19 protein-coding genes are annotated in these 24,485 nt (G+C 64.7%); 10 read left to right on the top strand and 9 right to left on the bottom strand.

The window, feature by feature from the left end; translation table 11 throughout:
- Positions 1-122 precede the first annotated feature (122 nt).
- Complete coding sequence (locus H7F36_RS11215) at positions 123-1,373, top strand: DUF2252 family protein (protein WP_222620471.1); 1,251 nt, start codon at positions 123-125, stop codon at positions 1,371-1,373.
- Between the two features lie 51 nt (positions 1,374-1,424).
- Here H7F36_RS11215 and H7F36_RS11210 read toward each other — a convergent pair whose 3' ends face one another.
- The 3 genes from H7F36_RS11210 to H7F36_RS11200 form a co-directional block, all read right to left on the bottom strand.
- Positions 1,425-2,405 carry a ferritin-like domain-containing protein gene (locus H7F36_RS11210; RefSeq protein WP_187050910.1) on the bottom strand — a complete coding sequence of 327 codons (981 nt, stop codon included), beginning with the start codon at positions 2,403-2,405 and terminating at the stop codon, positions 1,425-1,427.
- A 163-nt stretch (positions 2,406-2,568) separates the two neighbouring features.
- Entirely contained in the window at positions 2,569-5,004 is a 2,436-nt protein-coding gene (locus tag H7F36_RS11205) for a catalase (RefSeq protein WP_187050909.1), read from the bottom strand.
- Positions 5,005-5,173: 169 nt separating this feature from the next.
- On the bottom strand, positions 5,174-5,977 hold the full coding sequence (locus tag H7F36_RS11200) for an SDR family NAD(P)-dependent oxidoreductase (RefSeq protein ID WP_187054920.1): 804 nt from the start codon (positions 5,975-5,977) through the stop codon (positions 5,174-5,176).
- 160 nt (positions 5,978-6,137) lie between these two features.
- On the opposite strand from H7F36_RS11200, the gene H7F36_RS11195 reads away from it, so the two are divergent.
- From H7F36_RS11195 to H7F36_RS11185, 3 genes are read left to right on the top strand one after another with little or no spacing between them, the layout of a single operon-like run.
- Entirely contained in the window at positions 6,138-7,172 is a 1,035-nt protein-coding gene (locus H7F36_RS11195) for a TRAP transporter substrate-binding protein (RefSeq protein ID WP_187050908.1), read from the top strand.
- Positions 7,173-7,175: 3 nt separating this feature from the next.
- Entirely contained in the window at positions 7,176-7,724 is a 549-nt protein-coding gene (locus tag H7F36_RS11190) for a TRAP transporter small permease (protein WP_261802234.1), read from the top strand.
- The gene (locus tag H7F36_RS11185; RefSeq protein WP_187050907.1) at positions 7,721-9,022 is read left to right on the top strand and encodes a TRAP transporter large permease; all 1,302 of its coding nucleotides are present in this window, start codon (positions 7,721-7,723) and stop codon (positions 9,020-9,022) included. The genes H7F36_RS11190 and H7F36_RS11185 overlap by 4 nt, the downstream gene beginning before the upstream one ends.
- Positions 9,023-9,091: 69 nt before the next feature.
- On the opposite strand, the gene H7F36_RS11180 is transcribed toward H7F36_RS11185, so the two are convergent.
- Genes H7F36_RS11180 through H7F36_RS11170 form a run of 3 tightly spaced genes read right to left on the bottom strand, consistent with a single transcriptional unit; the run spans position 9,092 to position 14,905 of the window.
- Entirely contained in the window at positions 9,092-10,513 is a 1,422-nt protein-coding gene (locus tag H7F36_RS11180; RefSeq protein ID WP_222620375.1) for an efflux transporter outer membrane subunit, read from the bottom strand.
- Positions 10,510-13,701: an efflux RND transporter permease subunit gene (locus tag H7F36_RS11175; RefSeq protein ID WP_187050906.1), complete on the bottom strand. Its 3,192-nt coding sequence runs from the start codon at positions 13,699-13,701 to the stop codon at positions 10,510-10,512. The genes H7F36_RS11180 and H7F36_RS11175 overlap by 4 nt, the downstream gene beginning before the upstream one ends.
- Positions 13,691-14,905, bottom strand: coding sequence for an efflux RND transporter periplasmic adaptor subunit (locus H7F36_RS11170; protein WP_187050905.1), 1,215 nt, complete (start codon positions 14,903-14,905; stop codon positions 13,691-13,693). Before H7F36_RS11170 ends, H7F36_RS11175 begins: the two co-directional genes overlap by 11 nt.
- A 90-nt stretch (positions 14,906-14,995) precedes the next feature.
- Here H7F36_RS11170 and H7F36_RS11165 point away from each other — a divergent pair, with 90 nt between their 5' ends.
- The 3 genes from H7F36_RS11165 to H7F36_RS11155 are packed head-to-tail and all read left to right on the top strand — an operon-like array spanning position 14,996 to position 17,762.
- A complete protein-coding gene (locus H7F36_RS11165) occupies positions 14,996-15,679 on the top strand; it encodes a response regulator transcription factor (protein WP_187050904.1) in 684 nt (227 codons plus the stop codon).
- Entirely contained in the window at positions 15,676-17,094 is a 1,419-nt protein-coding gene (locus tag H7F36_RS11160; RefSeq protein WP_187050903.1) for a sensor histidine kinase, read from the top strand. Before H7F36_RS11165 ends, H7F36_RS11160 begins: the two co-directional genes overlap by 4 nt.
- Positions 17,091-17,762: a DUF1345 domain-containing protein gene (locus H7F36_RS11155; RefSeq protein WP_187050902.1), complete on the top strand. Its 672-nt coding sequence runs from the start codon at positions 17,091-17,093 to the stop codon at positions 17,760-17,762. Before H7F36_RS11160 ends, H7F36_RS11155 begins: the two co-directional genes overlap by 4 nt.
- 89 nt (positions 17,763-17,851) lie before the next feature.
- Here H7F36_RS11155 and H7F36_RS11150 read toward each other — a convergent pair whose 3' ends face one another.
- From H7F36_RS11150 to H7F36_RS11140, 3 genes are all read right to left on the bottom strand, one after another.
- Positions 17,852-18,673 (bottom strand): class I SAM-dependent methyltransferase, encoded by an 822-nt coding sequence (locus H7F36_RS11150; RefSeq protein WP_187050901.1) that lies wholly within the window; start codon positions 18,671-18,673, stop codon positions 17,852-17,854.
- Between the two features lie 98 nt (positions 18,674-18,771).
- Positions 18,772-19,263, bottom strand: coding sequence for a low molecular weight protein-tyrosine-phosphatase (locus tag H7F36_RS11145; protein WP_187050900.1), 492 nt, complete (start codon positions 19,261-19,263; stop codon positions 18,772-18,774).
- Entirely contained in the window at positions 19,260-20,606 is a 1,347-nt protein-coding gene (locus tag H7F36_RS11140; RefSeq protein WP_187050899.1) for a glycerate kinase, read from the bottom strand. The genes H7F36_RS11145 and H7F36_RS11140 overlap by 4 nt, the downstream gene beginning before the upstream one ends.
- A gap of 33 nt (positions 20,607-20,639) precedes the next feature.
- On the opposite strand from H7F36_RS11140, the gene H7F36_RS11135 reads away from it, so the two are divergent.
- From H7F36_RS11135 to H7F36_RS11125, 3 genes are all read left to right on the top strand, one after another.
- Positions 20,640-22,037 carry an 8-oxoguanine deaminase gene (locus H7F36_RS11135; protein WP_187050898.1) on the top strand — a complete coding sequence of 466 codons (1,398 nt, stop codon included), beginning with the start codon at positions 20,640-20,642 and terminating at the stop codon, positions 22,035-22,037.
- Between the two features lie 283 nt (positions 22,038-22,320).
- Positions 22,321-23,523 (top strand): MFS transporter, encoded by a 1,203-nt coding sequence (locus tag H7F36_RS11130; protein WP_187050897.1) that lies wholly within the window; start codon positions 22,321-22,323, stop codon positions 23,521-23,523.
- On the top strand, positions 23,520-24,290 hold the full coding sequence (locus tag H7F36_RS11125; protein ID WP_187054719.1) for a phosphatase PAP2 family protein: 771 nt from the start codon (positions 23,520-23,522) through the stop codon (positions 24,288-24,290). Before H7F36_RS11130 ends, H7F36_RS11125 begins: the two co-directional genes overlap by 4 nt.
- Positions 24,291-24,485: the final 195 nt, after the last annotated feature.

Raw genomic sequence — 24,485 nt, 5'->3', positions numbered from 1 at the left:
CAAGACGACATATGGTGCATGCGCCGACCTACAACAACAGCGTGTGGCGTGAATAGATTGCGTATTCCCGATACGTGAGCGCCATACCGCGCCGCGTTCCCTCAGGCGATATCCAAAATAACATGCCTACTTTGAAGAATCACGCTTCGGATCCATCCGTGCGCGCGCCGGTGCCCGATCAACGTCTGCCCATCCTCGTGGCAGCACGCAACGCCAAGATGGCGCGTTCCGCGCATGCCTATGTTCGCGGCAATACCGCGCGGTTCTACGACTGGCTCGACTCCGTCGAACGCGTCGCCCTGCCTGAAGGTCCCTCGATCTGGATTTGCGGGGACTGCCATATCGGCAATCTCGGACCGGTGGCCGACGTCCGTGGCGAGCTCGCCATCGAGATCCGCGACTTCGATCAGACGGTCGTCGGCAATCCGGCACACGACCTCGTTCGGCTGGGACTTTCATTGGCCTCTGCAGCGCGTGGCTCGGATCTGCCGGGCGTCATCACGGCGCGAATGATCGAGCAGCTGAGCCTCGGGTACACAGATGCCTTTGCGCCGCGCAAGGTATCCCGACCTCTGCTCAAACCAATGACCGTGGCGCAGGCAATGCGCGAAGCAAAGCAGCGCACCTGGCGTCACCTCGCCAGGGAACGCATCGAAGGCGCGACCCGAAAGATTCCGCTCGGCAAGCGCTTCTGGCCAGTTTCCGAAGCGGAGCGAGAAAGCGTTCAGCGGCTGGTCCATGGTACAGAGGTCCACAGCCTCGTCACGCGCCTCAGTCATCGTGACAATGCAGCAGAGGTGCGCATGCTCGACGTTGCGTACTGGATGAAAGGGTGCAGCTCGCTCGGTCGACTTCGCTATGCCGTGCTCGTCGACGTTGGACGCGACACCGCCCAAGGCCGCGACTTTTGTCTACTGGACATCAAGGAAGCGATCACTGCAGTCGCTCCGCATGACCGGGATGAAGGTCTTATGCCCCCTGACAATGCAAACCGTGTTGTAGCGGGCGCCAAGGCGATGTCACCGTTTCTCGGGAGTCGCATGCACGCGGATCGCGTAGTGCGCCGTTCGGTGTTCGTGCGCGAACTGCTGCCACAAGACCTGAAGCTTGAATTTTCCCAGCTGAGTGTGGATGAAGCCATGACGGCGGCGTATTACCTTGCTCGCGTCGTCGGTGCCTCACACGCCAGGCAGATGGACGAAGCCACGCGAAAGGCGTGGCGCAAGGAGCTTGTGTCGAGTCACTCGAAGGTGATTGACGCGCCACCTTGGCTATGGACCAGCGTGGTGGAGCTTGTCGCGTCACATGAAAAAGGTTATCTCGACCATTGCCGACGATATGCCCTTGCAACGTCGACTGCGGCGCCGCGCTGAAGGTCTGCGCGGACAGCCGGGTTGCCATTCATAAGCAACCCGGCCATGGCTTCAGGCACGCGCGCGCGCCGCATTCCTCAGATCACGAATCTGATCATGGTTGCGCTGGGCGCCGTCTGCCTGCTTCTGAACGACCGCGCGAACATCCGCAGGCAGGCTTTGCTTGAGTGCCTTCCTGTAACGCGCAATGCCTGAGTCTTCGCCGCGCTCGCAAGACTCGAGGATCGACAGTTCGCTGTCGGCACCCATGCTGCCCTTGATCTGGACCCAGCCGCGATGCAGGGCACCGGCGGCCGTACCACCCGATGCCGGCTCGCCGCCATAGGCGCGAATCAGCGCGACGAGTTCGTCACCCGCCTGGCGGCAACCTTCGGCGCGGCTCGCAAAAAGTTGCTTCGCATTGGCTGTTTCCACCTGCTCTGCGCAAGTGCGAAAACCATACTCGCCATCGCGTGCGTTCTCGAGCAGATCGTTGAGCACATCGACCACGTCGTCGTTGGACAAATCTTCGTGATTGACGATGTCGCTGCCGTTGGCCTGCTTGCCGTAATAGGTGTCGTCTGCACGGTCCCACGCGGCCTGCACGGCAGGTCGTGCCGACGGCCAGTCGAGGCTCGACCGGCCAGCACGCGTCGCCGCCCACTCGGTCGCCATCGCCGGCTCGACAGCGTCGAAGTCGGCTCCACGTTGCGCCCTTCCAGACCAGCCCATCTCGTAAGCCGGGCCGTAGTCGTCATAGCTGCGGCCTGCCGTGTAGTAGCTTTCCTTTTCGTAGTTCTCGCGCCAGTACGCATCTTCTTGCGTCGGGTTCACGCCTTCGGCCACGGCCTTGCCGCCGAGGCCACCCACGACCGCACCGGCCACCAGGCCGATCACTGTCCCGACAGGGCCGGCGAGCGAGCCGGCTGCAGCGCCTGCCAGTGCACCGCCCGTTGCGCCCACGCCAGTGCCGACCGGGTGCGCGCCGGGTGCGCCGGTGATCGGATCTCGATTGGGTTCACCCACACCGATTTCGCCATTGTCTGTTGCCATTTCATCTCCTTCAGCGCCTGCTTTGCAAGCTGGGTTGGACCTCTTCGAATGAAGAGGCAAGAGGCAAATATTCATGGGCAAGGGACCGGCGGATGTCATCGGATTCAGACCGATGTCGTAGGCCCGCCGATGCTGCTCGCGCCGGTTAGCAAGCACATGCCGTTCAGGCGATCACTGCCGCCTTCGGTGGATCGTTCTCCCGTGCGTACTGCCGTGGTGAGCCCACTGCAGTGATGAACTCCGCGATCGCGGAATCGGCACTGCCCACATCCGCGAGCAGAAGACCCGCGTCCGCTGATCCGTCGGGCAGGGTCATCGGAATTTGTGCCTCCGCGAGCAAAGCATCGGATGCACCAAAGGCAAGGATCGGCTTGCAGTGCCAATAGGTAGCACGCACGAACTCGAGCGTATGCGCATCAGCGTCCAGGGCTTCTACTGCCGCCGCGCCGTCCGGAAGCACGAGTGCGTCGAACAGGAAGCCGGGCGAATTTTCCATTGTCGCGTCGGCAGCGAACTTCTCCCCGCCGATGCCGACATAGGTACCGAGTCGCCTCGCGACCAAACGCGGAACCGCGCCTGCTGCGACCAGTGCCGAGACCAGCTTGCCGAGCGAGGCGCCTTCGACTCCGTTGGCTACCAGGATCGCGATCTTGCGTGTGCGAATGCCACCGTCACCGGGGCGTGCCATGAGCGACAGCGCCGGGGAGGTTTCGACTTCAGGCACCGCGGGCGCTTCCAATGCCTTGGGCAGTGGCGCAGGCAACTCCATGCCCAGATCCTGTGCAATGCGCGCCGCGAGATCGGGCGCCGCATTGAGCAGGCTGGCGACCACGCGTTCGCGAATGGCCGGCACTGTCACTTTGGACAACTCGAATCGGAATGCATTGCCGATGTGCGCCTTTTCCGCTTCGGTCTGGCTTTCGAAGAACAGCTTCGCCTGCGTGTAGTGGTCGGCAAACTTCTCGGGCTTGATGCGGACCTTGTCTGCGCTCTCTTTGGCATCGAGTCGTCGGGCCACGCTGGTGAATCCTTGGGCTGCACCGGCCTGAAACGGGCATCCGCCGGCCAGCGAGTTGGGTTCATACGCCACGCGGCCGCGGTTGATCGCCTGGCGGTGCATGCCGTCCCGCTGGTTGTTATGCACCTGAGCAATCGGCGCGTTGATGGGCAACTCATGAAAGTTCGGCCCACCCAGTCGGCTGATTTGCGTATCGACATAGGAGTGGATACGACCGGCCAACAATGGATCATTGGTGAAGTCGAGTCCGGGCACGATATGAGCCGTGCAGAACGCAACCTGCTCAGTCTCGGCGAAGAAGTTGTCCGGGTTGCGGTTGAGCACCATCCGGCCGACCAATTGAACCGGCACCAACTCTTCGGGGATGAGCTTGGTCGCATCGAGGATGTCGAAGCTGAACTGTTCTGCCTGCTCTTCCGTGAAGATCTGCAGACCCAATTCCCACTCCGGATACTCGCCGGCCTCGATGGCTTCCCACAGGTCACGGCGATGGAAGTCCGGGTCTGCGCCAGAGATCTTTACGGCCTCTTCCCAGACCATCGAATGTGTTCCGAGCTTGGGATGCCAATGGAATTTCACGAGCACAGACTCGCCCGCTTCATTGACCAGCCGAAAGGTATGCACGCCGAACCCCTGCATCATCCGATAGCTGCGTGGGATTGCGCGGTCGGACATCTGCCACATCAGCATGTGGGTCGATTCGGGCATCAGAGACACGAAATCCCAAAAAGTGTCGTGTGCACTGGCGGCCTGAGGCATCTGGTTGTGCGGCTCCGGCTTCACGGCATGAACCAAGTCGGGGAACTTGATCGCATCCTGGATAAAGAAAACCGGCATGTTGTTGCCAACCAAGTCCCAGTTGCCTTCGTCGGTATAGAACTTGACCGCGAAGCCGCGGACATCGCGTGCCGTGTCCTTGGAGCCGCGCTCGCCGGCGACGGTCGAGAAACGGACGAAGACCGGCGTCACTTTGCCGGCTTCCTTGAACGGTGCGGCTTTGGTGTACTTGGTCAGGGGTTCATAGCATTCGAAAAAGCCATGTGCGCCCGAACCACGTGCATGCACGATCCGCTCTGGAATGCGCTCGTGATCGAAGTGCGTGATCTTCTCGCGAAGGATGAAGTCTTCCAGCAAGGCGGGGCCACGCGCGCCGGCTTTGAGCGAGTTCTGGTTGTCTGCGACCGGGACGCCCTGGTTGGTCGTCAACCTCTGACCGCTCGAGTCGACGCGCACGCGATCGAGCGTGTCGATGGTTGCATTGACACCCTCACGCGCTGCGGTGCCGACCTTGTCGGAAAAGTTTTTCTCACTCAGCGTACTGGCTGTTGGAAGACGCGAGGGCGGCTCCACCGTCGCACCTGCCGGCGTGTCGAGCGCATTCACCTCGCCGTACTCCGATGACTTGTTCGGATTGGAGGGCATGGCGCTTGCCATCGCCTGCGTGTCGATCGCCTTTTGCGTCGGCAAATCGCCCTTGCCTGCGGCGGGCGCTGCGGGCTGGGCGGGACCGCTGTCTGTGTTGCGAGCAGCCGCGTGCGTGGCGTCGCGTTCTGCGGGAGGAATGCTGGGTTTTTTGGGCATGGCAGTCAGCCGGGCGCGGCAGTAAGTTGAATTGGGAACGTCAAGCTACGACCCGCTTCTTCTCACTTTTGTAGTCCTCGGGCTTGTCCCGACCTGTCAGGAATTCCCGGCAGTTTCAAGCACACGCAGTCCCGGCGGCTTGCCAAGGCTATGCCGAACTCTTCTGAATTTACGCCTGCGCGGCGTCTTTGCGCAGAGTCGGAATGCCGACACCCGATGCCTCGAAACCGCCATCGACGGCGATGACCTGACCGTTGACGTAGCTCGCCGCGGGGCTGCAAAGAAAGCCGGTGACCGCGGCGATCTCTTCCATCGTTCCATAGCGACCGAGCGGAATGGCATCGTGATAGTCGGCGCGAATCGCTGGCGTGTGGACCAGTTTGGCCATTTCGGTTTCGACCGGTCCGGGTGCGACGGCGTTGGCGCGGATGCCGACTGTTCCGAGCTCGGCCGCCTGCTGTTTGGTGAGGTGGATGAGCGCTGCCTTGCTCGTGCCATAGGCCGCACGCAAGGTGCTCGCCCGCAGACCCGAAATCGATGCGATGTTGACGATCGCGCCGCCGCCCGTCTTGAGCATCACCGGCACGCAAGCCTGCGAGCACAGGAACGCGCCATCGAGATTCGTCGCCATGACGGTGCGCCAATCCTTGAAGGTGTGTTCGCCGATCGGTTTGAATGCCGCCACGCCGGCGTTGTTGACCAGTGCATCGATGCGGCCGAAGCGCGCGACGACCTTGTCGATGGCCGCCTGAACCTGGTCCGGATCGGAGACATCGCAATTCAATGCGAGCACATGCGCGTCGTTCGCGAGTCCGGCCTCGGCAGCTGCGAGCGTCGCGTTATCGATATCGAGCAGCGCGACCCGATGGCCCTGGGCAAGAAACCAGTTGGTAACGGCAAGGCCGATGCCGCGTGCTGCGCCGGTCACGACAGCGACCGGGGCTGTGGACGGTGAAGAGGTGGAAGTTTCGATTGCAGACAAGTTGTGCTCCAGTTTCAGTTGACACGGCAACAGGTTACCCAAGCGGGCGACCCAAGGAAAACGTGAATAGGCGGCGCCGCACAGTTCTTATAAAACATAACTGAATTCGATCCGCACACCCCCAGATTCCGACATCCAAGGAGACAAAGAAATGAAGACCTCCCGCATTGGCTTCCCCGCGGCCCTGCTCGCGCTGGCCGCAGCATTGACCGCCGCCCTGCCCGCGCACGCGCAAGACAAGCCGGTCAACCTGAAGATGTCGAGCTGGGTGCCGGCGCAGCATCCGCTCAACCCTTCCTTGCAGGCTTGGGCCGACGACATCAAGAAGGCGTCCAACGGCAGCATCACCGCGACGCTCTTCCCCTCGGAGCAACTGGGCAAGGCGTTCGACCACTACGACATGGCGCGAGACGGCATCGCCGACTTCGCCTACATCAACCCCGGCTACCAGCCCGGCCGCTTCCCGTTGATGGCCGGCGCCTCGCTGCCCTTCATGTTCGCCAACGGCAAGAGTGGCTCGGCCGCCATCGACGAGTGGTACCGGCCGTACGCCGCCAAGGAGATGAAGGACATCAAGTTCTGCTTCGCCTTCGTGCACGATCCCGGCACTTTTCATGCGCGCAAGAAGATCACCCTGCCCACCGACATCAAGGGCATGAAGATTCGGCCCGCCACCAGCACCATCGGCCAGATGGTGACGGCCCTCGGCGGTACCAACGTGCAGGCGTCTGCGCCCGAGTCGCGCGACATGCTGGAGCGCGGCGTGGCCGACGCCATCACCTTTCCTTGGGGCTCGGTCGGCCTGTTCGGGATCGACAAGGTGGTCAGCTTTCACATGGATGTGCCGCTCTACGTCACACCCTTCGTCTGGGGGATGAACAAGGACAAGTACGACAGCATGTCGACCGCCCAGAAGAAGGTCATCGACGACCACTGCACCAGCGAATGGGCCGAGCGTGTCGCTTCGCCGTGGGCCGACTTCGAGTTTGCCGGACACGCCAAGATCGCGGCGCAAGCCGGCCACGAGATCTACAAGCTGACGCCAGAGCAACTCGATGCATGGCGCAAGGCGACGGCGCCGGGCGAAGTGCAGTGGGGCGAGGCCGTCAAGAAGGCCGGCCAGGACCCGAAAGCGGTGATGGACGGCCTCAAGGCCAGCCTCGCAAAGAACAAGGCGGCGCTGTAGTCGATGGATTCGGTGTCTCCTGTGGCCGGCCAGAAGCGCCGGGTCGGCGTGATGGACCGGATGATCAACGGCATCGAGTGGCTGGCAGCGATCTTCGTCGGCCTGGTTGCGCTGAACATCTTCATCGCGGTGGTGTTGCGCAAGTTCTTCAACACCTCGATTCCCGATGCCTACGACTTCGGCCGGATGTTTCTCGGCATCCTGATCTTCTGGGGCATCGCAGCGACCAGCTACCGCGGCAGCCACATCACGGTCGACCTGGTGTGGTCGACCGCCGGGCCGCGCATGAAGCGCGCGATCGACGTCTTCGCGACGCTGGTCTTGCTGTTCGTGGTGGCGGTGCAGACCGCCATGCTGTTCGACAAGGTGCGCGGCACTTACGTCGACAACGTGCAGACCTACGACATGAACATCCCGACCTGGCCGTTCTATGCGGTCGCATGGTTCGGCGATGTCTGCGCGGTGCTGCTGATCGGCATCCGCACCTATCGCCTTATCTTTCACCCCGAGCAGCTCGACGAAGTCAAGCCTGAACAGAGAGCAGACGAATGAGCGCCGATGCGATCGCGGTATTGGGTTTCGTCGCGCTCTTCGCGCTGATGCTGTTGCGGGTGCCGGTCGGCATGGCGATGGGGCTGGTCGGCGTCACCGGCTATGCGTGGATCGTCGGGCCGATGCCCGCGCTCAAGCTGGTCGGCCAGACCTCGATGCGCACCGTCACCGACTACACCTTCGGCGTCATCCCCATGTTCATGCTGATGGGGGCGCTGGTGTCGGTGTCGGGCGTGAGCCGCGAACTCTTCAAGGCAGCCAACTCGATGATCGGCCATCTGCGGGGCGGACTCGGCGTGGCCACCGTGCTGGCCTGCGGCGGCTTCGCGGCCATCTGCGGCTCGTCGGTCGCCACTGCGGCGACTTTCTCTGCCGTGGCCTATCCGGAGATGCGGCGCTTCAATTACCCGCAGTCGTTTTCGACCGGGGTGATCGCCGCGGGCGGCACGCTCGGCGCCATCCTGCCGCCGTCGACGGTGCTCGCGGTCTACGCCATCCTGACGCAGCAAGACATCGGCAAGCTCTTCATGGCCGGCATCATCCCCGGCCTGCTGGCGATGCTGATGTACGTCATCACCATCGCGATCATCGTCAAGGTACGGCCCGACTGGCTGCCGGCCGGCGAAAACAAGCCCTGGTCGGAACGCCTGGTCGACCTGAAGAACGTGTGGGCGCCGCTGGTGCTTTTCATCTTCGTGATCGGCGGGCTCTACGGTGGCTTCTTCACGCCGACCGAAGCGGGCGGCGTGGGCGCGAGCGGCGCCTTCATCCTCGGCCTGGTACGCGGCAAGCTCGACGGGCCGAAGATTCGCGAGGCCTTGCTCTCGGCCACGCGGACCTCGGCAGCGGTGTTCACCGTGCTGATCGGCGCACTGCTCTTCGGCTACTTCCTGACCATCACGCAGAGCCCGCAAAAGCTGACCGAGTTTCTTACCGGGCTGGGCATCGGCCGCTATGGGGTGCTGGCGCTCATCATGCTGATGTACCTCGTACTCGGCTGCCTGATGGACGCCATGGCGATGATCATCCTGACGGTGCCGATCATCTATCCGGTGATCGTGCACCTGGGCTTCGATCCGATATGGTTCGGCGTCATCATCGTCATGACGGTCGAGCTGGGGTTGATTCATCCCCCGGTGGGCATGAATGTCTTCGTCATCAAGAGTGTCGTGAAGGAGGTGAGCTTCACGACGATTTTCAAGGGCGTGCTGCCGTTCATCGTGACCGACATGCTGCGGCTGGTGATCCTCATCGCGTTCCCGATCATCGCGCTCTGGCTGCCCACGCGCATGGGCTGACGGGGCTTCTACGGCTGGACGGGGCCGCGTTGTGCTGCAGCGCGGTTCAGGACGCTCAGGTTCAGGACGCTAGTGCGGGGCCGGCTGATTCCACCAGCCACCGCCGAGCGCCTGCAGCAGCGCGACGGTATCTGCATAGCGACTCGCGCGCGCCTGCACCGCCGTGCTCCTGGCCTGGCTCTCGATCAACTGGGCACCGAGCACTTCGAACAGGCCGGTGTCACCCGTATTGAAGCGGTGTTGCGCCGCCCGCAGCGACCGCGCGGCAGCAGCCTCGCCCTGCGCGGCCGCCTCGACCATCCGCGTGTCGTGGTCGAGTGCCTGCAGTGCATCGGCAACGCTCTGGAAGGCGCCGATCACCACACCCCGGTATTGCGCCCTGGCCTCTTCGTAAGTGGCCTCGGCGGCGCGTTGCCGGTGCAGCAAGGTGCCGCCATCGAACAGCGGTTGCGTCAGACCCGCGCCGAGTGCCCAGAACCCGGTGCCCGGCCCGAACAGACTGCCCACGGTCAGCGCGGTCGAGCCGGCGCCGGCGGTGAGCGTGACGGCCGGCAAACGGGCGGCCACGGCGACCCCGATCTGCGCACTGGCCGACTGCAGTTGCGCCAGTGCCGCGCGTACATCCGGGCGCTGGTCGGCCAGTTGCGACGGCAGGCTCAAAGGCAGCGCCTTTGGGAGCACGAGGTCGGCCAGCTCGAAGCGCTCTGCCAATGCCTCGTCGGGCCGCTGACCGAGCAGGGTCGACAACTGGTTGCGTTGCAACGCGAGCTGCTTTTCGAGCATCAGCAATGCGCCCTGGGTCTGGGCCAGCAGACTTTCCTGGGCGGCGGTGTCTCCGGCACCGATGGCACCCAGCTTCGCTTGCCGCTGCAGCAGCAGGAGCTGGCGCTGTTGCAATCGCAACGTGTCGTTCGCGGCTGTGATCTGTCCGCGGATCGAGGCCTCGGTCACTGCCGCCAAAACGACGTTGGCGGCCAGCGTCAGGCGCGTTGCCTCGTACAGAAATCGCTGCGCTTCGGCCTGTGCCCGCTGCGATTCCAGCAGTCGCCGATTGCCACCGAAGACATCGGGCGTGTAGGCGACGTTCAGCTGCGGCGTGTGCAGGTTGAAGATGTAGCGACTGTCATTCAGCGGCGATGAAAGCGTGGTCGATGTGGACTGCCGGCTCGATGAGGTCGTCGCGCTGACCTGCGGAAAGAAGGCGCCGCGCTGCGCCTCGGCGTTTTCGCGCGCGGCATTCAATGCGGCCTGGGCGGACTCGACACCCGGATTGTTCGACAGCGCGCGCGCCACCAGCCGGCTCAACGCGGGCGACTGGAAAAGCTCCCACCACAGCGCGGGAATGTCGGTGCCGCTGGTGACCACCGCGACCGGCGCGGCGGTGTAGCCCGGCGGCGCCGGTGTTGGAGGCGCAACGAAGTCGGGGCCGACAGCGCAACCGGCGACCAACACCAACGAGACCGCTGCAAACCCATCTCGAAGGAACATCATGGTGTGCCCGGAATAACGGGAGCCGGAGCAGGAACGACAGCGGGTTCGAAATCCTCTTGCCGCTTCTGCTTGCCACCCGCGAAGATCGGATAGAGCAATGGCAGCAACAGCAGCGTGAACAGCGTGGCCGACACCACGCCGCCGACGATCACCACGGCGAACGGGCGCTGCGTCTCGGAGCCGATGCCATGCGACAACGCCGCCGGCAACAGGCCCAGGCCGGCCATCAGCGCCGTCATCAGAATCGGGCGCAACCGGGCGACGGCGCCTGTCACCGCATTCTCGAAAAGCGAGACCGACGCATCGAGGTTGTCGGCAATGTGCTCCACCATGATCACGCCGTTCTGCACCGAAATCCCCGCCACCGCGATGAAGCCCACCGCTGCCGACACCGAGAAGTGGAGCCCCGCGATGGCCAGGCCGGCAATGCCGCCGATCAGCGTGAACGGCACCAGCACCAGCACCAGGCAGGCGTACCGGACCGAGCCGAAGGCCCAGAACAGCAGCGAGAAAATCAGCAGTGCGCTGATCGGCACGATCACGGCGAGCCGCTTGACGGCGCGCTGCTGGTTCTCGAACTGGCCGCCCCAGGTGATGCGGTAGCCCGGTGGCAACACGACCTGAGCTGCTACCGCCTGCTGCGCCTCGTCGATGAAGCTGCCTTGGTCACGCCCCAGCAGGTTGGCTTTGACCGACGCATTGCGCTCGCCGCCTTCGCGGCTCACCCGCGAGGCGCCCTGCCGCAATGCGATATGCGCGACCTGATCGAGTGAGACGGTGCCCGCGCCGTCCGGCAAATTGACCTGCAACGCACCGATGTCGTCGATCGAACTTCGCGCGCCTTTGGCAACTTGCATCGTCACGTCGAAGCGCCGGTCGCCCTCGTAGAAGCTGTTCACCGCCACGTCGCCCAGCGCGCTGGCGATGACCGTGTTGACGTCCGCCACGCTGATGCCCAGCCGCGCCAGACGCCGCCGGTCGACCTGGATGTCGACTTCGCTCTGGCCGCCGATCCGGATCGCCGCCACGTCGGCCGCGCCGCGCAAGCCGCGCAACACGGCGGCGATCTGCTCGCTCTTCTTTTCCAGCACCTGCAGGTCGGGGCCGTAGATCTTGACGGCGATCTCGCCCTTCACACCAGACAACGACTCCTCGACGTTGTCTTCGATCACTTGCGAAAAATTGGTCGGCACGCCAGGCAGCGCTTTGAGGCGGCGAGTCATGTCTTCCACCAGCGCCTGCTTGTCGGCAAAGTTCCACTGGCTGCGTGGCTGCAGGTCGGCCAGGATCTCCAGGTTGTTCGGCCCCTTGGCATCGGTGCCGTCGTCGGGCCGCCCGACCTGCGTGATGACCCGGCGCACTTCCGGATAGCTGCGCAGCACGGCACGCACCTTGCGCTCGACCTGCTTGGTGGTGTCGATGGCGGTCGAGGTCGGCAAGGTGATGGTCAGCCAGATGTTGCCTTCGTCCAGCTTGGGCAAGAACTCGCTGCCGAGCAGCGGCGCCAGCAACAGCGTCGCGCCCAGCACCACCAGCGACAGGGTGAAGACGATGACGCGCCGCACACCACCCCACAAGAGCAGGCGCTGGTAGCCCGACTGCAGGTTTTCCATCCACTGGCTGCGGCGCTCGGCCATGTTGGCGCCGCGCATCGCAAAACGCAGCAGCGTCGGTACCAGCGTGACGGTCAGCACGAGCGCGCCGAGCAACGCGAAGGTCAGCGTGAAAGCCACGGGCGCGAAGATCTTTCCTTCGACCCGCTGGAAGGTGAAGATCGGCAGGAACGCGATGATGATGATCCCCTTGGAGAAGAGGATCGGCCGGCCCAGGTCCACCACGGTTTCGCGCAACACCCGCAGCCGCGAATGAAAGGTGAGCGCCTTCTGGTGGGCGGCGCCGGGCCTCGGAGACGTTTGCGCTGGCGCGGTCACCGAGAGGCTCCGGTCAAGGGCGAGCCGGACCATCAACGCCTCCACCAGCACGACGGCGCTGTCGATGATGATGCCGAAGTCGACCGCCCCAAGCGAGATCAGGTTGGCCGGTATGCCGCGCAGGTCGAGCATGATGAAAGCGAACAGCAGCGACAGTGGAATCACCGTGGCGACGATGACCGCGGCACGCCAGTTGCGCAGGAACACGACCAGGATGACGATCACCAGCAAGGCGCCGGTGACCAGGTTCTCGACCACCGTGTCGACCGTCTGGTGGATCAGGTCGGTGCGCTTGTAGACCACCGGCAACGCGGCGCCCGGCGGCAGGCGCAGTGCCAGCGCTGCCATGGCCTTTTCGACGCCAGCCACCACCACCGCGGCGTTCTGACCCTTGGTCATGCTCACGACGCCTTCGACCACGCTGTCGTGATCGTCGTAGGCGACGATGCCCGACCTCGGCTTGTGGCCGAGTTCCACCTGGGCGATGTCCGACACCAGCACGGTGCGGCCTTGCTTGGCCTGCACGATCACCTGGCCGATGCTGGCGAGCGAATCGACCAATCCGATACTGCGCACGACCAGCGCCTCGTCGCCTCGGCGCAGCACCCCGCCACCGACGTTCGCGCTGTTGTTCGTCAGTGCCAGCGCGACCTGGTCCAGGGTCACGCCGAAACGCTTGAGCCGTGCCGGGTCCACCAGCACCTGGTACTCCTTGACTGTGCCGCCGAAGCTCGCCACATCGGCCACGCCCGGCACCATGCGCAGGGCCGGGCGCACCACCCAATCCTGCAGCGCACGCACGTCGTTCTCGGCCATGTCCGGCGGCGCCTGAACGACGTAGCGCACCACTTCGCCGACGGCGGTGGTGAGGGGTGCGAGCGTCGGCTGCACGCCCGTGGGCAGCGTCACGTTGCCCAGATGTTCCAGCACCTGCGAGCGCGCGAAGTAGTTGTCGGTGCCATCTGCGAAGGTCAGCGTGACCACCGACAGACCGGTCATGGAGACCGAGCGCAACTGGGTCTCGCCCGGCACGCCGGTCATCTCGCGCTCGATCGGCAGCGTCAATGTCCGCTCGACCTCTTCCGGCGCGGAGCCCGGGCTCAGGGTAATGATCTGGACCTGTACGTCCTGCACGTCGGGAAACGCCTCGATCGGCAGGTGCATGACCGCGTTGATGCCGAAGGCCGCCAGCGCCACCGTCATCACCAGCACGAAAACCGGCTGGGCCAATACGAAACGAACGAACTTATTGAGCACGGGCAGGAAACTCGGAAGCCAGCAAGAGAGCGCCTTCGGACACGATTCGCTCGCCGGCCTGCAGGCCCGCCGACAGATAGCTGGTGTCCGGCCCGCTCCATCGGAGCTGTACCGGCCGCCGCGCAAAAACGCCCGGCTCCTGCTCCACGATGACGAAGTTCTGCATGCCGTTCAACACCAGGCTGCCGTTCGGTACCCGGATCGCCGTTGCCTGCGTGTCGGAGAGAAAGGCCACGCGCGAGAACATCTCTGCTCGGAGCCGGCCGTCGGCGTTGGCGATCTCGCAACGCACCTGCAGGCGACGCGATGCGGCATCGAGCGCGGCGCCCACGTGGCGCACCACGCCGGCAAAACGCTGGCCGGGCCAGGCATCGACCTCCAGCTCCACCGGCTGCCCCGCGTGCACCGCATTCAAGGCCGTTTCGGACACGTCTGCCAAGGCCCAGAGTTTTGCCGTGTCGGTGATGACGAACAGCGGATTGGCCAGATCGGGGCGCACTTCCATGCCGGCGTTGATCTGCCGGTCGACCACCACGCCGTCGATAGGCGCCCGGAGCACGAAGCGACCTGAACCGCTGACCGTTGCCGTTGCCGTTGCCAGGTTGTGCATCCGCTGTGCAGCGCGAAGGGTCTCGGCGATGGCCTGCTGCAGATCGGCCTCGGCCGCCTCGTTGTCCTTGCGCGAACCGGTTTCGGTTTCGGCCAGCGCCCGGGTGCGCTCGACGCTCTGTCGCTTGTGCGCCTCGTCGGCTTTCGCCTTGGCCAGGTCGGACTGGGCAGACGCCAGGTCGGGCGAGTCGAGTTCGGCCAGCGCGGCCCCACGCCGCACGCGGTCACCGGCCTGGACCAGCAGGCGAACCACGCGACCCGCGACCGGCGAGCTGACCCTGGCCGTCACGTCTTCGTCATAGGCCAGGTGGGCATTGGCCGGCGGCAGCGCCGGCAGTGGCACAGCCTCGACCGGCGTGATGCGGATCGATGCGAGCTCGGGTGCATCGCGGGCATAGCGCAGCAAACCGGCGCCGGCCACCGGGGGGCTCGCGGCCGCTGCGACGGTAGCGCCTGGTGCAGCCGATGTGGCTGCAGTCACGGCCGCCGCGTGCCGCGCGATCTTCGTCCCGATGCCGATGCCCGCAGCCAGCACGAGCAAAAGGACGGTCAGCGTCCGCCAGCCGGAATGCGCAGATCGACGCGAGATTTTCATTGGGAAGCGCTGCCACGAAGCCAGAGAGGGGCGCAGCCTAAGGGTCGTGGTTTAAAAATAGATAACAGGCGCATCGCCTAGAGTCGCGCAGTGGACGCCCTGATTCTTATCGTCGAAGACGACCTTCAAATTGCGGAGTTGCTTGGCCGCGAGCTGCAGCATCGCGGCTACCGGGTGCTGAAGGCGCACAACGGCGCGCAAGCGCTCGTGAGCATGCGGCGCGACCTGCCGGCCTTGGTACTGCTCGACATGGGGTTGCCGGACATGGACGGCAGCGACGTGCTGCGGCAGATCCGCGAAGCCGGCAACTCGCTGCCTGTCATCGTGCTGACCGCGCGCGACGAGCAGCATCAGCGCGTCGGCGGGCTGCGTGCCGGCGCAGACGACTATGTCGTCAAGCCTTTCGACATGGCCGAACTCGACGCACGCATCCAGGCCGTGCTGCGGCGCGGCGGCCATCCGCAGGCGCAGCGGTTGTCCGCCGGCGCGTTGTGCCTGATGTCCGATGCCGCACGCATCAGCCTGGACGGCGTACCGCTGAGCCTCACGCCGCGCGAGTTCCAGCTGCTGCAGCGCCTGATGGGCAACGTCGATCGCGTGGTCACCAAAGCCCAGCTGACTGAAACGCTGATGGCTTTTCATGGCGACGTGGCCGGCAAGACCATCGAGGTCTACCTGCACCGCATCCGCCAGAAGATCGCCGGCCACGATGTCGAGATCGTGACGGTGCGTGGCTTCGGCTACCTGCTGCGCCGTTTGGCGAGCGTGTCGTGAGGGCGCCCACCCGAAGCCCCGACGACAGCCTGCAGCGGCGCCTGGAAACACGTCTGCTTTGGCGCATGGCGGTGCTCTTCCTGCTCAGCGGCGCGCTGTCTTACGGCATCACGCGCTACTACGTGCACGAGGTGTTCGACCGCTGGCTCTACGACTCGGCCAACAGCCTGGCACAGGCGGTGCGACAGATCGGCCCGCGCGCCGGACTCGACCTGCCGCGCTCTGCCGAGGCCATGTTCCAGTGGGACGACGAAGACCAGACCGTGTATCGCGTGGTCGGTTCGCGCAGTGGCTATATCGCCGGAGTTTCAGAAGCGCCGCGGGAGCCTGAGGCGCCGGAAGTGTTTCGCAATGCGCGCCTGTTCGATGCGGACCTCGGCGGCCACGCCATGCGCTGGGCCATCGTCGACGTGCCGCTCGCCAGTGCGGGCGAACAGGTCTCGGTGATGGTCGGGGAAACCACACGTAAACGTCGCCATCTTGCGGGCGAGATTCTGCTGGCCGTGTGGATTCCGCAGTTGGTGTTGCTGTTGCTCGCAGGCTGGGTACTGCACCGCGTGATCTTTTTTCAGACCCGCAACATCCTGTCGCTCGGCAACGCATTGCGCGACATGAGCCACCGCAGCTTGCAACCGGTGCCCGAGAACGGTCTCCCGGCCGAACTGCGCCCTTTGATCGAGGCATTGAATGCGGTGATCGGTCGCCTCGAACTGGCAGGCCAGGCACAGCGCGCGTTCATCGCCAACGCCGCGCACCAGCTTCGAACCCCTCTGACTGCGCTGAAATTGCAGGCCGAGCAGGCCTTGCGCAGCGAGAGTCTTCCGGTGATGCGGATATCGGTCGTCGAACTGCAGCAGTCGGCGCAACGCGCGGTGCGACTGGCCAATCAATTGCTGCTGCTTTCTCGCGCAGAGCCGGAAGCGCAAAGCGACGCGAGCCGGGACCGCGTCGACCTGAGAGTGCTGGCTTTCGAGGCGTCGCGCGAGTGGGTCTTCCGCGCGTTGTCGGCGGGACTCGACTTCGGCTTCGACGACGCATCGGACCACGCCTGGGTGATGGTCGATGCCGCGCTCGTCCGCGAGGCCGTCAACAACCTTCTGGACAACGCGCTCAAGTACTGCGTGTCCGGCGCCCGCGTGAACGTCAGCGTGTCCGTTGGCGCAGGCCACGCGTTCATCGCGGTGGACGACAGCGGGCCTGGCATCGAGCCCGCCGATCGCGAACGCATCACTCAACGATTCCAGCGTGGCAACAGCGTCGAGGCCGAAGGCAGCGGCCTTGGCCTGGCGATCGTTCGCGAGATCGCGAAAGCCCATGCCGGGCGCCTGGTGGTGCAGAGCTCGGCGCTGGGCGGTGCCCGGTTCGAGTTGCACTTTCCGACTCATTCCCTCCACGGCTTTTCTTCAGCGCGATGAAACTTCGACACAACCGCATTTACCGGCAATTGCGGGCCCGGCCCCGCCTGCTCGTCGCCACGCTCACCGCAATCCTGGTGGGTGTGCTGTTCCCCGCCCGGCTCGAAGCGCATCTGGTCACCCGACTGCTGATCGCATGGAACACGGGTGCGATGCTCTATGTCTTTCTTGCGGTCGGCATGATGACCCGGTCGTCCCGCGAACACATGCGCTACCGCGCAAGGGCACAGGACGAAGGGCAGTTCGTGATCCTGACCCTGGTCGTGATCTCTGCCATTGCGAGTCTTGCTGCCATCGGCGGCGAACTCACGGTGGTCAAGGACATGCACGGTACAGCGAAGGTCGCGCATATCGGACTCGCGGCACTGACGGTCGTGTCTTCCTGGACCTTCACCCAGATCATGTTCGCGCTGCACTATGCGCACGACTATTACGCGGCGCAATCCGACGGACGCAAACCAGGCTTGAGCTTTCCAGACGACGACGAGCCGGACTATGGCGACTTCTTCTACTTTGCCGCCGTCATCGGCACGTCGGGCCAGACGGCCGACGTGTCTTTCGTCTCCAAGATGATGCGTCGCATCGGCTCGGTGCATTGCATCCTGGCCTATCTGTTCAATACGACAGTGCTCGCCCTTTTGATCAACATCGGCGCGAGTCTGTTCTGAACTTTTACGGCACCGGGCGCCTCGGCAACGTTCAGGTGAATCGCCCGAACCAGAGCATGGACAGCGCAGCGGCTGCGATCGCAATTACCTCAGGTCGCGGTGCTGTGCACCGTGCCTCGCACCGCCCAGGCGCGCGCAACCAATGCGATCGAACCGTCCGCCGCCGTGGGCAGCGTTGAGCGAAGCCGCTCCCGCAACGCCAAGCGGGCCTCTCCGCCCAGCGACATCGCATAGGCTGGCGCTGGAAAGTTTCCGGCCAGGAACGGACTCCAGTAGTCGTCGAAGTCGCGGAACACGGTTGGTACGTCGAGCGCGCGCACGTCGACGTCAACCAGCCCCGCATCGGCGAACAGCGCCTGCAACGGACCCGGTTGGCACAGCGGGAAGCGCAATCCCTCGTCGAGTACGCCGGCGGCTGGGTCGAGGGCGATCGCGGCATCCCAGAAGTACCGCATGAGCTCCATTTGCCCCCGGTAGTCCCACACGTAGGCCGCGACCCGCCCGCCGGGATGGACCCTGCCCGCCATCGCCCGCACCGCAAGGCCGGGCTCCGGCAAGAAATTGAGAACCAGCGCGGACACCGCCGCATCGAACCGCGGCCCTTGAAGCGCCAGGATTTGTGCATTGCCGACTTGGAATGTGGCGAGCGGGCTGGCGACGTGGGCGCGTGCATACGCGATGAAGTCCGGTGACAGATCGACGCCCACCACCGCAGCCGGGTGCGAATGCGCGAGGATGGTTTCGGTGAGTGCGCCGGTGCCGCATCCGACGTCGAGCCAGCGCGAGCTTGCGGGCACGTCGAGCCAGGGCAGGAACGCCTGCGCTACCGCGCGGCTCCATCGGCCGACGTAGCTTTCGTAGAGGTCGCCTGCGGCCCATGTCTCACCGGACTTGACTGTCGTGATCGCCATATCGGTTCCTCGGTTTGTGGTGACGTTGCATGATTCTCCGCAGTGGGCGGACGGGCGCAAGGACCGCGCCGCAAGCAGGCGACGCAACGCGTACAGCGCTAACCGGCAGCACCCCCGTCGGCCAAATGGCGCAGCCGCGCCAACAACCCGTCGACGCCCTCCTCGATCATGTCGAAGGCTTCAATGAACGCGGCCTGGTCGCCGTACCAGGGGTCGGGCACGTCGCGGTCTTGCGCCCCTGCAAAGTCCATCATCAAAGCCACCTTGCTGGCGTGCACCGGCGCAATGCGGCGCAGCGCCGCAGCGTGCGCGCGCGTCATGCCGACAACGTGATCGAAACTGTCGAAGTCTTTTGCAGTGATCTGCCGCGCACGGTGATCGGGCATCGCGATGCCGCGGCGTTTGGCTTCGGCAACGGAGCGTCGGTCGGCCGGATTGCCGCGCTCTTCGTCTGAGACGGCGGCGCTGTCGACGCGCACCGCAAAACCGGCTTCCTGCGCCTTGTGCACAAGCAGCGCATGCGCGGTCGGCGAGCGGCAGATGTTGCCGGTGCACACGAACAGCACCGATGGCGACGTTTCGGTCGTCACAGGATCAGCAGCGCCCTGAAGTCATTGACGTTGGTGTGCGTCGGCCCGGTGACGAGCAGATCGCCGATGGCGTCGAAGTAACCGTAGGCATCGTTGCGGTCGAGATGCGGTGCCAGCTTGAGACCCCTTGCCTCCGCACGCGCCAGCGTGTCGGGCGTGACGAAGGCACCGGCGTTGTCTTCGACGCCGTCGATGCCGTCGGTGTCGGCGGCCAGTGCCCACACGTTGGCCTGGCCCATCAACGCACCGGCCAGGCCCATGCAGAACTCGCCGGCGCGGCCGCCACGGCCTTTGGGTTGACCGGGCTGGCGCGGCCGGATGGTGACGGTGGTTTCACCGCCCGACAAGATCACGCACGGCTTGGCGAACGGCTGGCCGCGCTGCGCTACGGCACGCGCCAGCGCCCCGTGCACCTTGCCGACCTCGCGCGATTCACCTTCCATTTCATCGCTCAGGATATGGGCCTCGATGCCGGCGGCACGCGCCGCGGCGGCTGCGGCTTCGAGCGATTGCTGCGGCGTGGCGATGAGGTGCGCGGTGTGGCCTTTGAACACGGCATCGCCCGGCTTGGGCGTTTCGAGCGCACCGCTTTCGAGGCCGGCGCGTACCGCCGGGGGAATGTCGATCTTGTAGCGGTCGAGGATGGCAAGCGCCTGCGCGCAGGTCGTTGCATCAGGCACCGTCGGACCGCTGGCGATGATGCCCATGTCGTCGCCGGGCACGTCGCTGATGGTCAGCGTGACGACCCGTGCCGGCGCGCAGGCTGCGGCGAGCCGCCCGCCTTTCACGCGCGACAGGTGCTTGCGTACGCAATTCATCTCGCCAATGTGAGCGCCGCTGTCGAGCAGTTGCTGGTTCACGCGCTGCTTGTCGGCCAGCGTCATGCCTTCGGCCGGCAACGTGAGCACCGACGATCCACCGCCGGAGATCAGGCAAAGCACCAAGTCGTCGGCGGTCAACCCTTCGGTCAGCGCGAGGATGCGTTCGGCGGCCTTCATGCCGGCCTCGTCCGGCACCGGATGCGACGCCTCGACCAGTTCGATGCGCTGCTTCAATCCTTCGGGCCGCGGTGGCACGTGGCCGTAGCGCGTGACGACCAGGCCCGACATGGGCGCGTCTGCCGGCCACAGCGCTTCGAGCGCCTGCGCCATCGAGCCACCGGCCTTGCCGGCACCGATGACCAGCGTGCGGCCCTTGGCGGGATCGGGCGGCTTGGGCAGGTAAGCGCCCATGCTGGCCAGCGGCAAGGCGCGCTGCACGGCAATGCGATAAAGCTGTTCGAGAAAGCGACGCGGTTCCATCTGCGGATCGGCCAGTTCAGCGAGAGGTTTCGATGCGATCATTTGTGTTGTCTCCACCCTCCATTCTCGCCCGCCATGACCACTCTGTTGATCCGAAATGCCGACTGCGTGGCCACCTTCGACGACGCAAGAAAGGAATGGCGCAACGCCTCGGTGCTGCTGCGCGACAACCTCGTCGAAGCGATCGGCCCGGCCGACCAGCTGCCGCAATCGGCGGACGAAGTGATCGACGCGCGCGGCCATCTGGTGGTGCCGGGACTGGTCAACACGCACCACCACATGGTCCAGTCGCTGACCCGCGCCATCCCCTCCGTGCAGGACGCCGAACTGTTTTCGTGGCTGCGCGGTCTGTATCCGATCTGGGCCGGTCTCACGCCGGAGATGGTGCGGGTGTCGACGCAGATCGCCATGGCGGAGTTGCTGCTTTCAGGCTGCACCACCAGCAGCGACCATCTCTACATCTACCCCAACGGCGTGCGGCTTGACGACAGCATCGAGGCGGCGCGCGAGATCGGCATGCGCTTCGTCGCCACGCGCGGCAGCATGAGCGTCGGCGCGTCGCAAGGTGGCTTGCCGCCCGACAGCGTGGTCGAGCGCGAAGCCGATATCCTGAAAGACACGCAGCGGCTGATCGAAACGTGGCACGACGCATCGCACGGCGCGATGACCAACGTGGCCGTGGCACCTTGCTCGCCCTTCAGCGTGAGCCGCGACCTGATGCGCGAATCGGCACTGCTCGCGCGCTCCTTCAAGGGCCAGGGCGTGCGGCTGCACACGCACCTCGCCGAGAACGACCACGACATCGCCTACAGCCGCGAGAAGTTCAACTGCACGCCCGCCGAGTACGCGCAGGATCTGGGATGGCTCGGCCACGATGTATGGCACGCGCACTGCGTGAAACTCGATGCACCCGGCATCGCGCTGTTCGCGAAGACGAAGACCGGCGTGGCGCACTGCCCGTGCAGCAACATGCGGTTGGCATCCGGCATCGCACCTGTCCGCCGCATGCTGGATGCAGGCGTGCCGGTCGGCCTGGGTGTCGACGGCAGCGCCAGCAACGACGGCGCACACATGGTCAACGAGGCACGCCAGGCGCTGCTGCTGGCCCGCGTCGGGCGCTCGCTGGAGCCGTTCGGCTGCGATCACGGTCCGGCCGAAATGACGGCGCGCGATGCGCTCGCCATCGCCACCCGCGGCGGCGCCGAAGTGCTGGGGCGCCCGGACATCGGTCATCTCGCTCCGGGCATGTGTGCGGACCTGGCGCTGTTCGACCTGAACACCGTCGCCTTCGCCGGTGGCGCGGTGCACGACCCGGTCGCCAGCCTGCTGTTGTGCACGAGTCCGCAAGCCGCGTACACGGTGGTGAACGGACGTGTGGTGGTGCGTGAAGGGCAGTTGGTGACAGTGGACGCAGGACCGCTGGTCGAGCGGCACAACCGGCTGGCGATGGTGCTTGCGCTGGCGGGCGGATGACGGAGCGTCTCGGGGTTTGGAAGTTGTCCCTCGATCCGGTGCCCGCTTCGAAGTGTTTGAGCCGTTGTGATGCCGATAAGCGTTGTTGATGAAAGACGGCTTTGGCCCGTTGCCGGATGGTGCACACCTTGAAGACAGGCACAGGTATTGCCGGAGCGCCGGAACGCCAGCAAGAGCGGTCGCTTTCCTCAGAACTCTTTAGCTGAGGGAGCCTATCGGGTTATCGTTCGGCCTCGACCACTGCCCGCTGAAACACCTTACGAGGCTCCAGAGGCCATCCAGGATGACGAGAGACGAAGTTGCGTCGGAGACGATCAATACCACGCGACTGCCTGCAGGCATTTGGGCGCTCGGTTTCGTCAGCCTCTTGGCTGACATCTCTTCGGAAATGGTGCACAGCCTGCTGCCGTTATTCATGGTGTCTGCCCTTGGCGCAAGTGCCTTCATGGTCGGCTTGGTGGAGGGCTTGGGCGAGGCGACAGCCTTGATGGTGAAGGTTTTTTCGGGCGTGCTTTGCGACTACTTCGGCCGGCGCAAGCCTTTCGCCATTGCCGGCTACGCGTTGGGCGCTTGTTCTAAGCCTTTATTTGCGATAGCCCAGAGCACAGGCATGGTCCTGACGGCGCGACTGGTGGACCGGGTTGGCAAGGGGGTGCGAGGCGCCCCGCGAGATGCCTTGGTCGCCGATATCGCGCCGCCACAACTTCGAGGCGCGGCCTTCGGTCTGCGCCAATCACTCGATACGGTCGGCGCATTCATCGGACCCCTTGTCGCAGTGGGGCTGATGATCGCCTGGTCAAACGACTTCCGGGCGGTGTTCTGGGTTGCCGTCATACCTGCGATAGCGTCCGTCGCATTGCTGGGCGCCGGCGTTCGGGAGCCTGCGCGTGAAGCCGGCTTGAAACGGGCGAATCCTCTGCGTCGAGACAACCTGCGCCAGCTCGACCGCGCTTACTGGTGGGTCGTTGCAGTGGGCGCGGTCTTCACTCTCGCCCGTTTTAGCGAGGCATTTCTGGTCCTACGGGCGCAACAGAGCGGGATCCGGCTGGCCTGGGTGCCGCTCGTCATGGTTGTGATGAGCCTGGTCTACTCCCTGTCAGCCTATCCGTTCGGCAAGCTCTCCGACCGTATGAGCCACCGAGCGTTACTTTCGATGGGTCTGTTGATACTCATTGCTGCCGACCTGGTGCTTGCGTCGAACTCGCACTGGGTCAGTGTCCTGTTGGGCGTGTCGCTTTGGGGCCTGCACATGGGCATGACGCAGGGCCTGCTCGCGACGATGGTTGCCGACGCGGCACCGAATCATCTGCGCGGCACGGCGTTTGGCTTCTTTAACCTGATGAGCGGGTTGGCTGTGCTTGTAGCCAGCGTTCTCGCCGGCTTGCTGTGGGACGGTTTGGGTGCTCCAGCAACATTCATCGCCGGAGCGGCGTTCTGCGTGTTGACGCTGCTCGGCCTGCGGTTCGCCCCGCTTCGTTTGCGGTGATCGACTGGATCAAACACCGACTCGCGTCGCCGCATGTTGCCGCCGCCATACGGCGTTTCGCGCCGCAACTGGATTTCGCTCGTGCCCGCCTGTCCCCCAGCAGCGAAGTGGGGCTGAGGCTGACCTTGAGCGTTCTGCTGTTCATCGGCGCGACGTGGCTCTTCGCAGGGGTGGCCGAAGACGTCGTCACCGGCGATCCGCTCGTCAAGGTCGATCAAATGATCACGCACTGGTTTCAGCGGCACTCGGCAGCCGGCGTCACGCGCTGGATGTTGCTTGTCACTGACGCTCATAACGCCATCCCCATCAGCGCCATCGGCCTTGCGTTCGCGGTTTACTTAGGGTGGCGACGAGAGGGGTACTGGCTCCTCACCTTGCTTCTGGTGCTGCCGGGTGGCATGTTGTTAAACCTGGTGCTCAAGCAGATCTTTCAACGCGGGCGCCCCATGCTCGACACGCCATTGCTGGGCCTTTCCAGCTATAGCTTTCCGAGCGGCCATGTGACGGCAGCAACGTTGCTGTACGGCGTGCTGGCCGTCTTTCTCGCGACGCGAACGCCCAAGCTAGGCTGGCGGGTGACGCTTTACGCGACGGCCTGCCTGGCAGTTCTGTTGGTGGCAACGACGCGCATCTACCTCGGCGCCCACTATTTCAGCGACGTGGTCGCCGCAGCGGCCTGGGGCACGGCTTGGCTAGTTCTGTGCTCAGTGCTCGTGCGCGAACTCCGGCGACGAGCCGCTCTTCGCCGGAGTGCGCAATCGCACTAGGGATCCACCTGGTGATAACGGAGTACGAATGAAGATGTTGAACACGACGACCAAAACGGAGCTGGCTGTACACCTCAGAGCCCACGCGGATGGCCCAGACCTGCTCATCGCAAGTGGTGCTATCGAGGGATTGGGTGACCTTGGAGGGAAAGCAGCCATAGGTCATCTCGAGAAACTGATGGACGAGGCGAGCCT

Origin of the sequence: Variovorax sp. PAMC28562 (genome assembly GCF_014303735.1) — a bacterium.
GTDB lineage: Bacteria > Pseudomonadota > Gammaproteobacteria > Burkholderiales > Burkholderiaceae_C > Variovorax.
Note: the sequence above shows the minus strand (reverse complement) of the source record. Positions and strands in the feature narration are given on the sequence as shown.

What these genes read in the sequence shown, in the direction of transcription:
- H7F36_RS11215 (WP_222620471.1), top strand. Translation starts at nt 123, where the DNA reads ATGCCTACTTTGAAGAATCACGCTTCGGATCCATCCGTGCGCGCGCCG.
- H7F36_RS11210 (WP_187050910.1), bottom strand. Translation starts at nt 2,405, where the DNA reads ATGGCAACAGACAATGGCGAAATCGGTGTGGGTGAACCCAATCGAGAT.
- H7F36_RS11205 (WP_187050909.1), bottom strand. Translation starts at nt 5,004, where the DNA reads ATGCCCAAAAAACCCAGCATTCCTCCCGCAGAACGCGACGCCACGCAC.
- H7F36_RS11195 (WP_187050908.1), top strand. Translation starts at nt 6,138, where the DNA reads ATGAAGACCTCCCGCATTGGCTTCCCCGCGGCCCTGCTCGCGCTGGCC.
- H7F36_RS11190 (WP_261802234.1), top strand. Translation starts at nt 7,176, where the DNA reads ATGGATTCGGTGTCTCCTGTGGCCGGCCAGAAGCGCCGGGTCGGCGTG.
- H7F36_RS11185 (WP_187050907.1), top strand. Translation starts at nt 7,721, where the DNA reads ATGAGCGCCGATGCGATCGCGGTATTGGGTTTCGTCGCGCTCTTCGCG.
- H7F36_RS11180 (WP_222620375.1), bottom strand. Translation starts at nt 10,513, where the DNA reads ATGATGTTCCTTCGAGATGGGTTTGCAGCGGTCTCGTTGGTGTTGGTC.
- H7F36_RS11170 (WP_187050905.1), bottom strand. Translation starts at nt 14,905, where the DNA reads ATGAAAATCTCGCGTCGATCTGCGCATTCCGGCTGGCGGACGCTGACC.
- H7F36_RS11155 (WP_187050902.1), top strand. Translation starts at nt 17,091, where the DNA reads ATGAAACTTCGACACAACCGCATTTACCGGCAATTGCGGGCCCGGCCC.
- H7F36_RS11150 (WP_187050901.1), bottom strand. Translation starts at nt 18,673, where the DNA reads ATGGCGATCACGACAGTCAAGTCCGGTGAGACATGGGCCGCAGGCGAC.
- H7F36_RS11140 (WP_187050899.1), bottom strand. Translation starts at nt 20,606, where the DNA reads ATGATCGCATCGAAACCTCTCGCTGAACTGGCCGATCCGCAGATGGAA.
- H7F36_RS11135 (WP_187050898.1), top strand. Translation starts at nt 20,640, where the DNA reads ATGACCACTCTGTTGATCCGAAATGCCGACTGCGTGGCCACCTTCGAC.
- H7F36_RS11130 (WP_187050897.1), top strand. Translation starts at nt 22,321, where the DNA reads ATGACGAGAGACGAAGTTGCGTCGGAGACGATCAATACCACGCGACTG.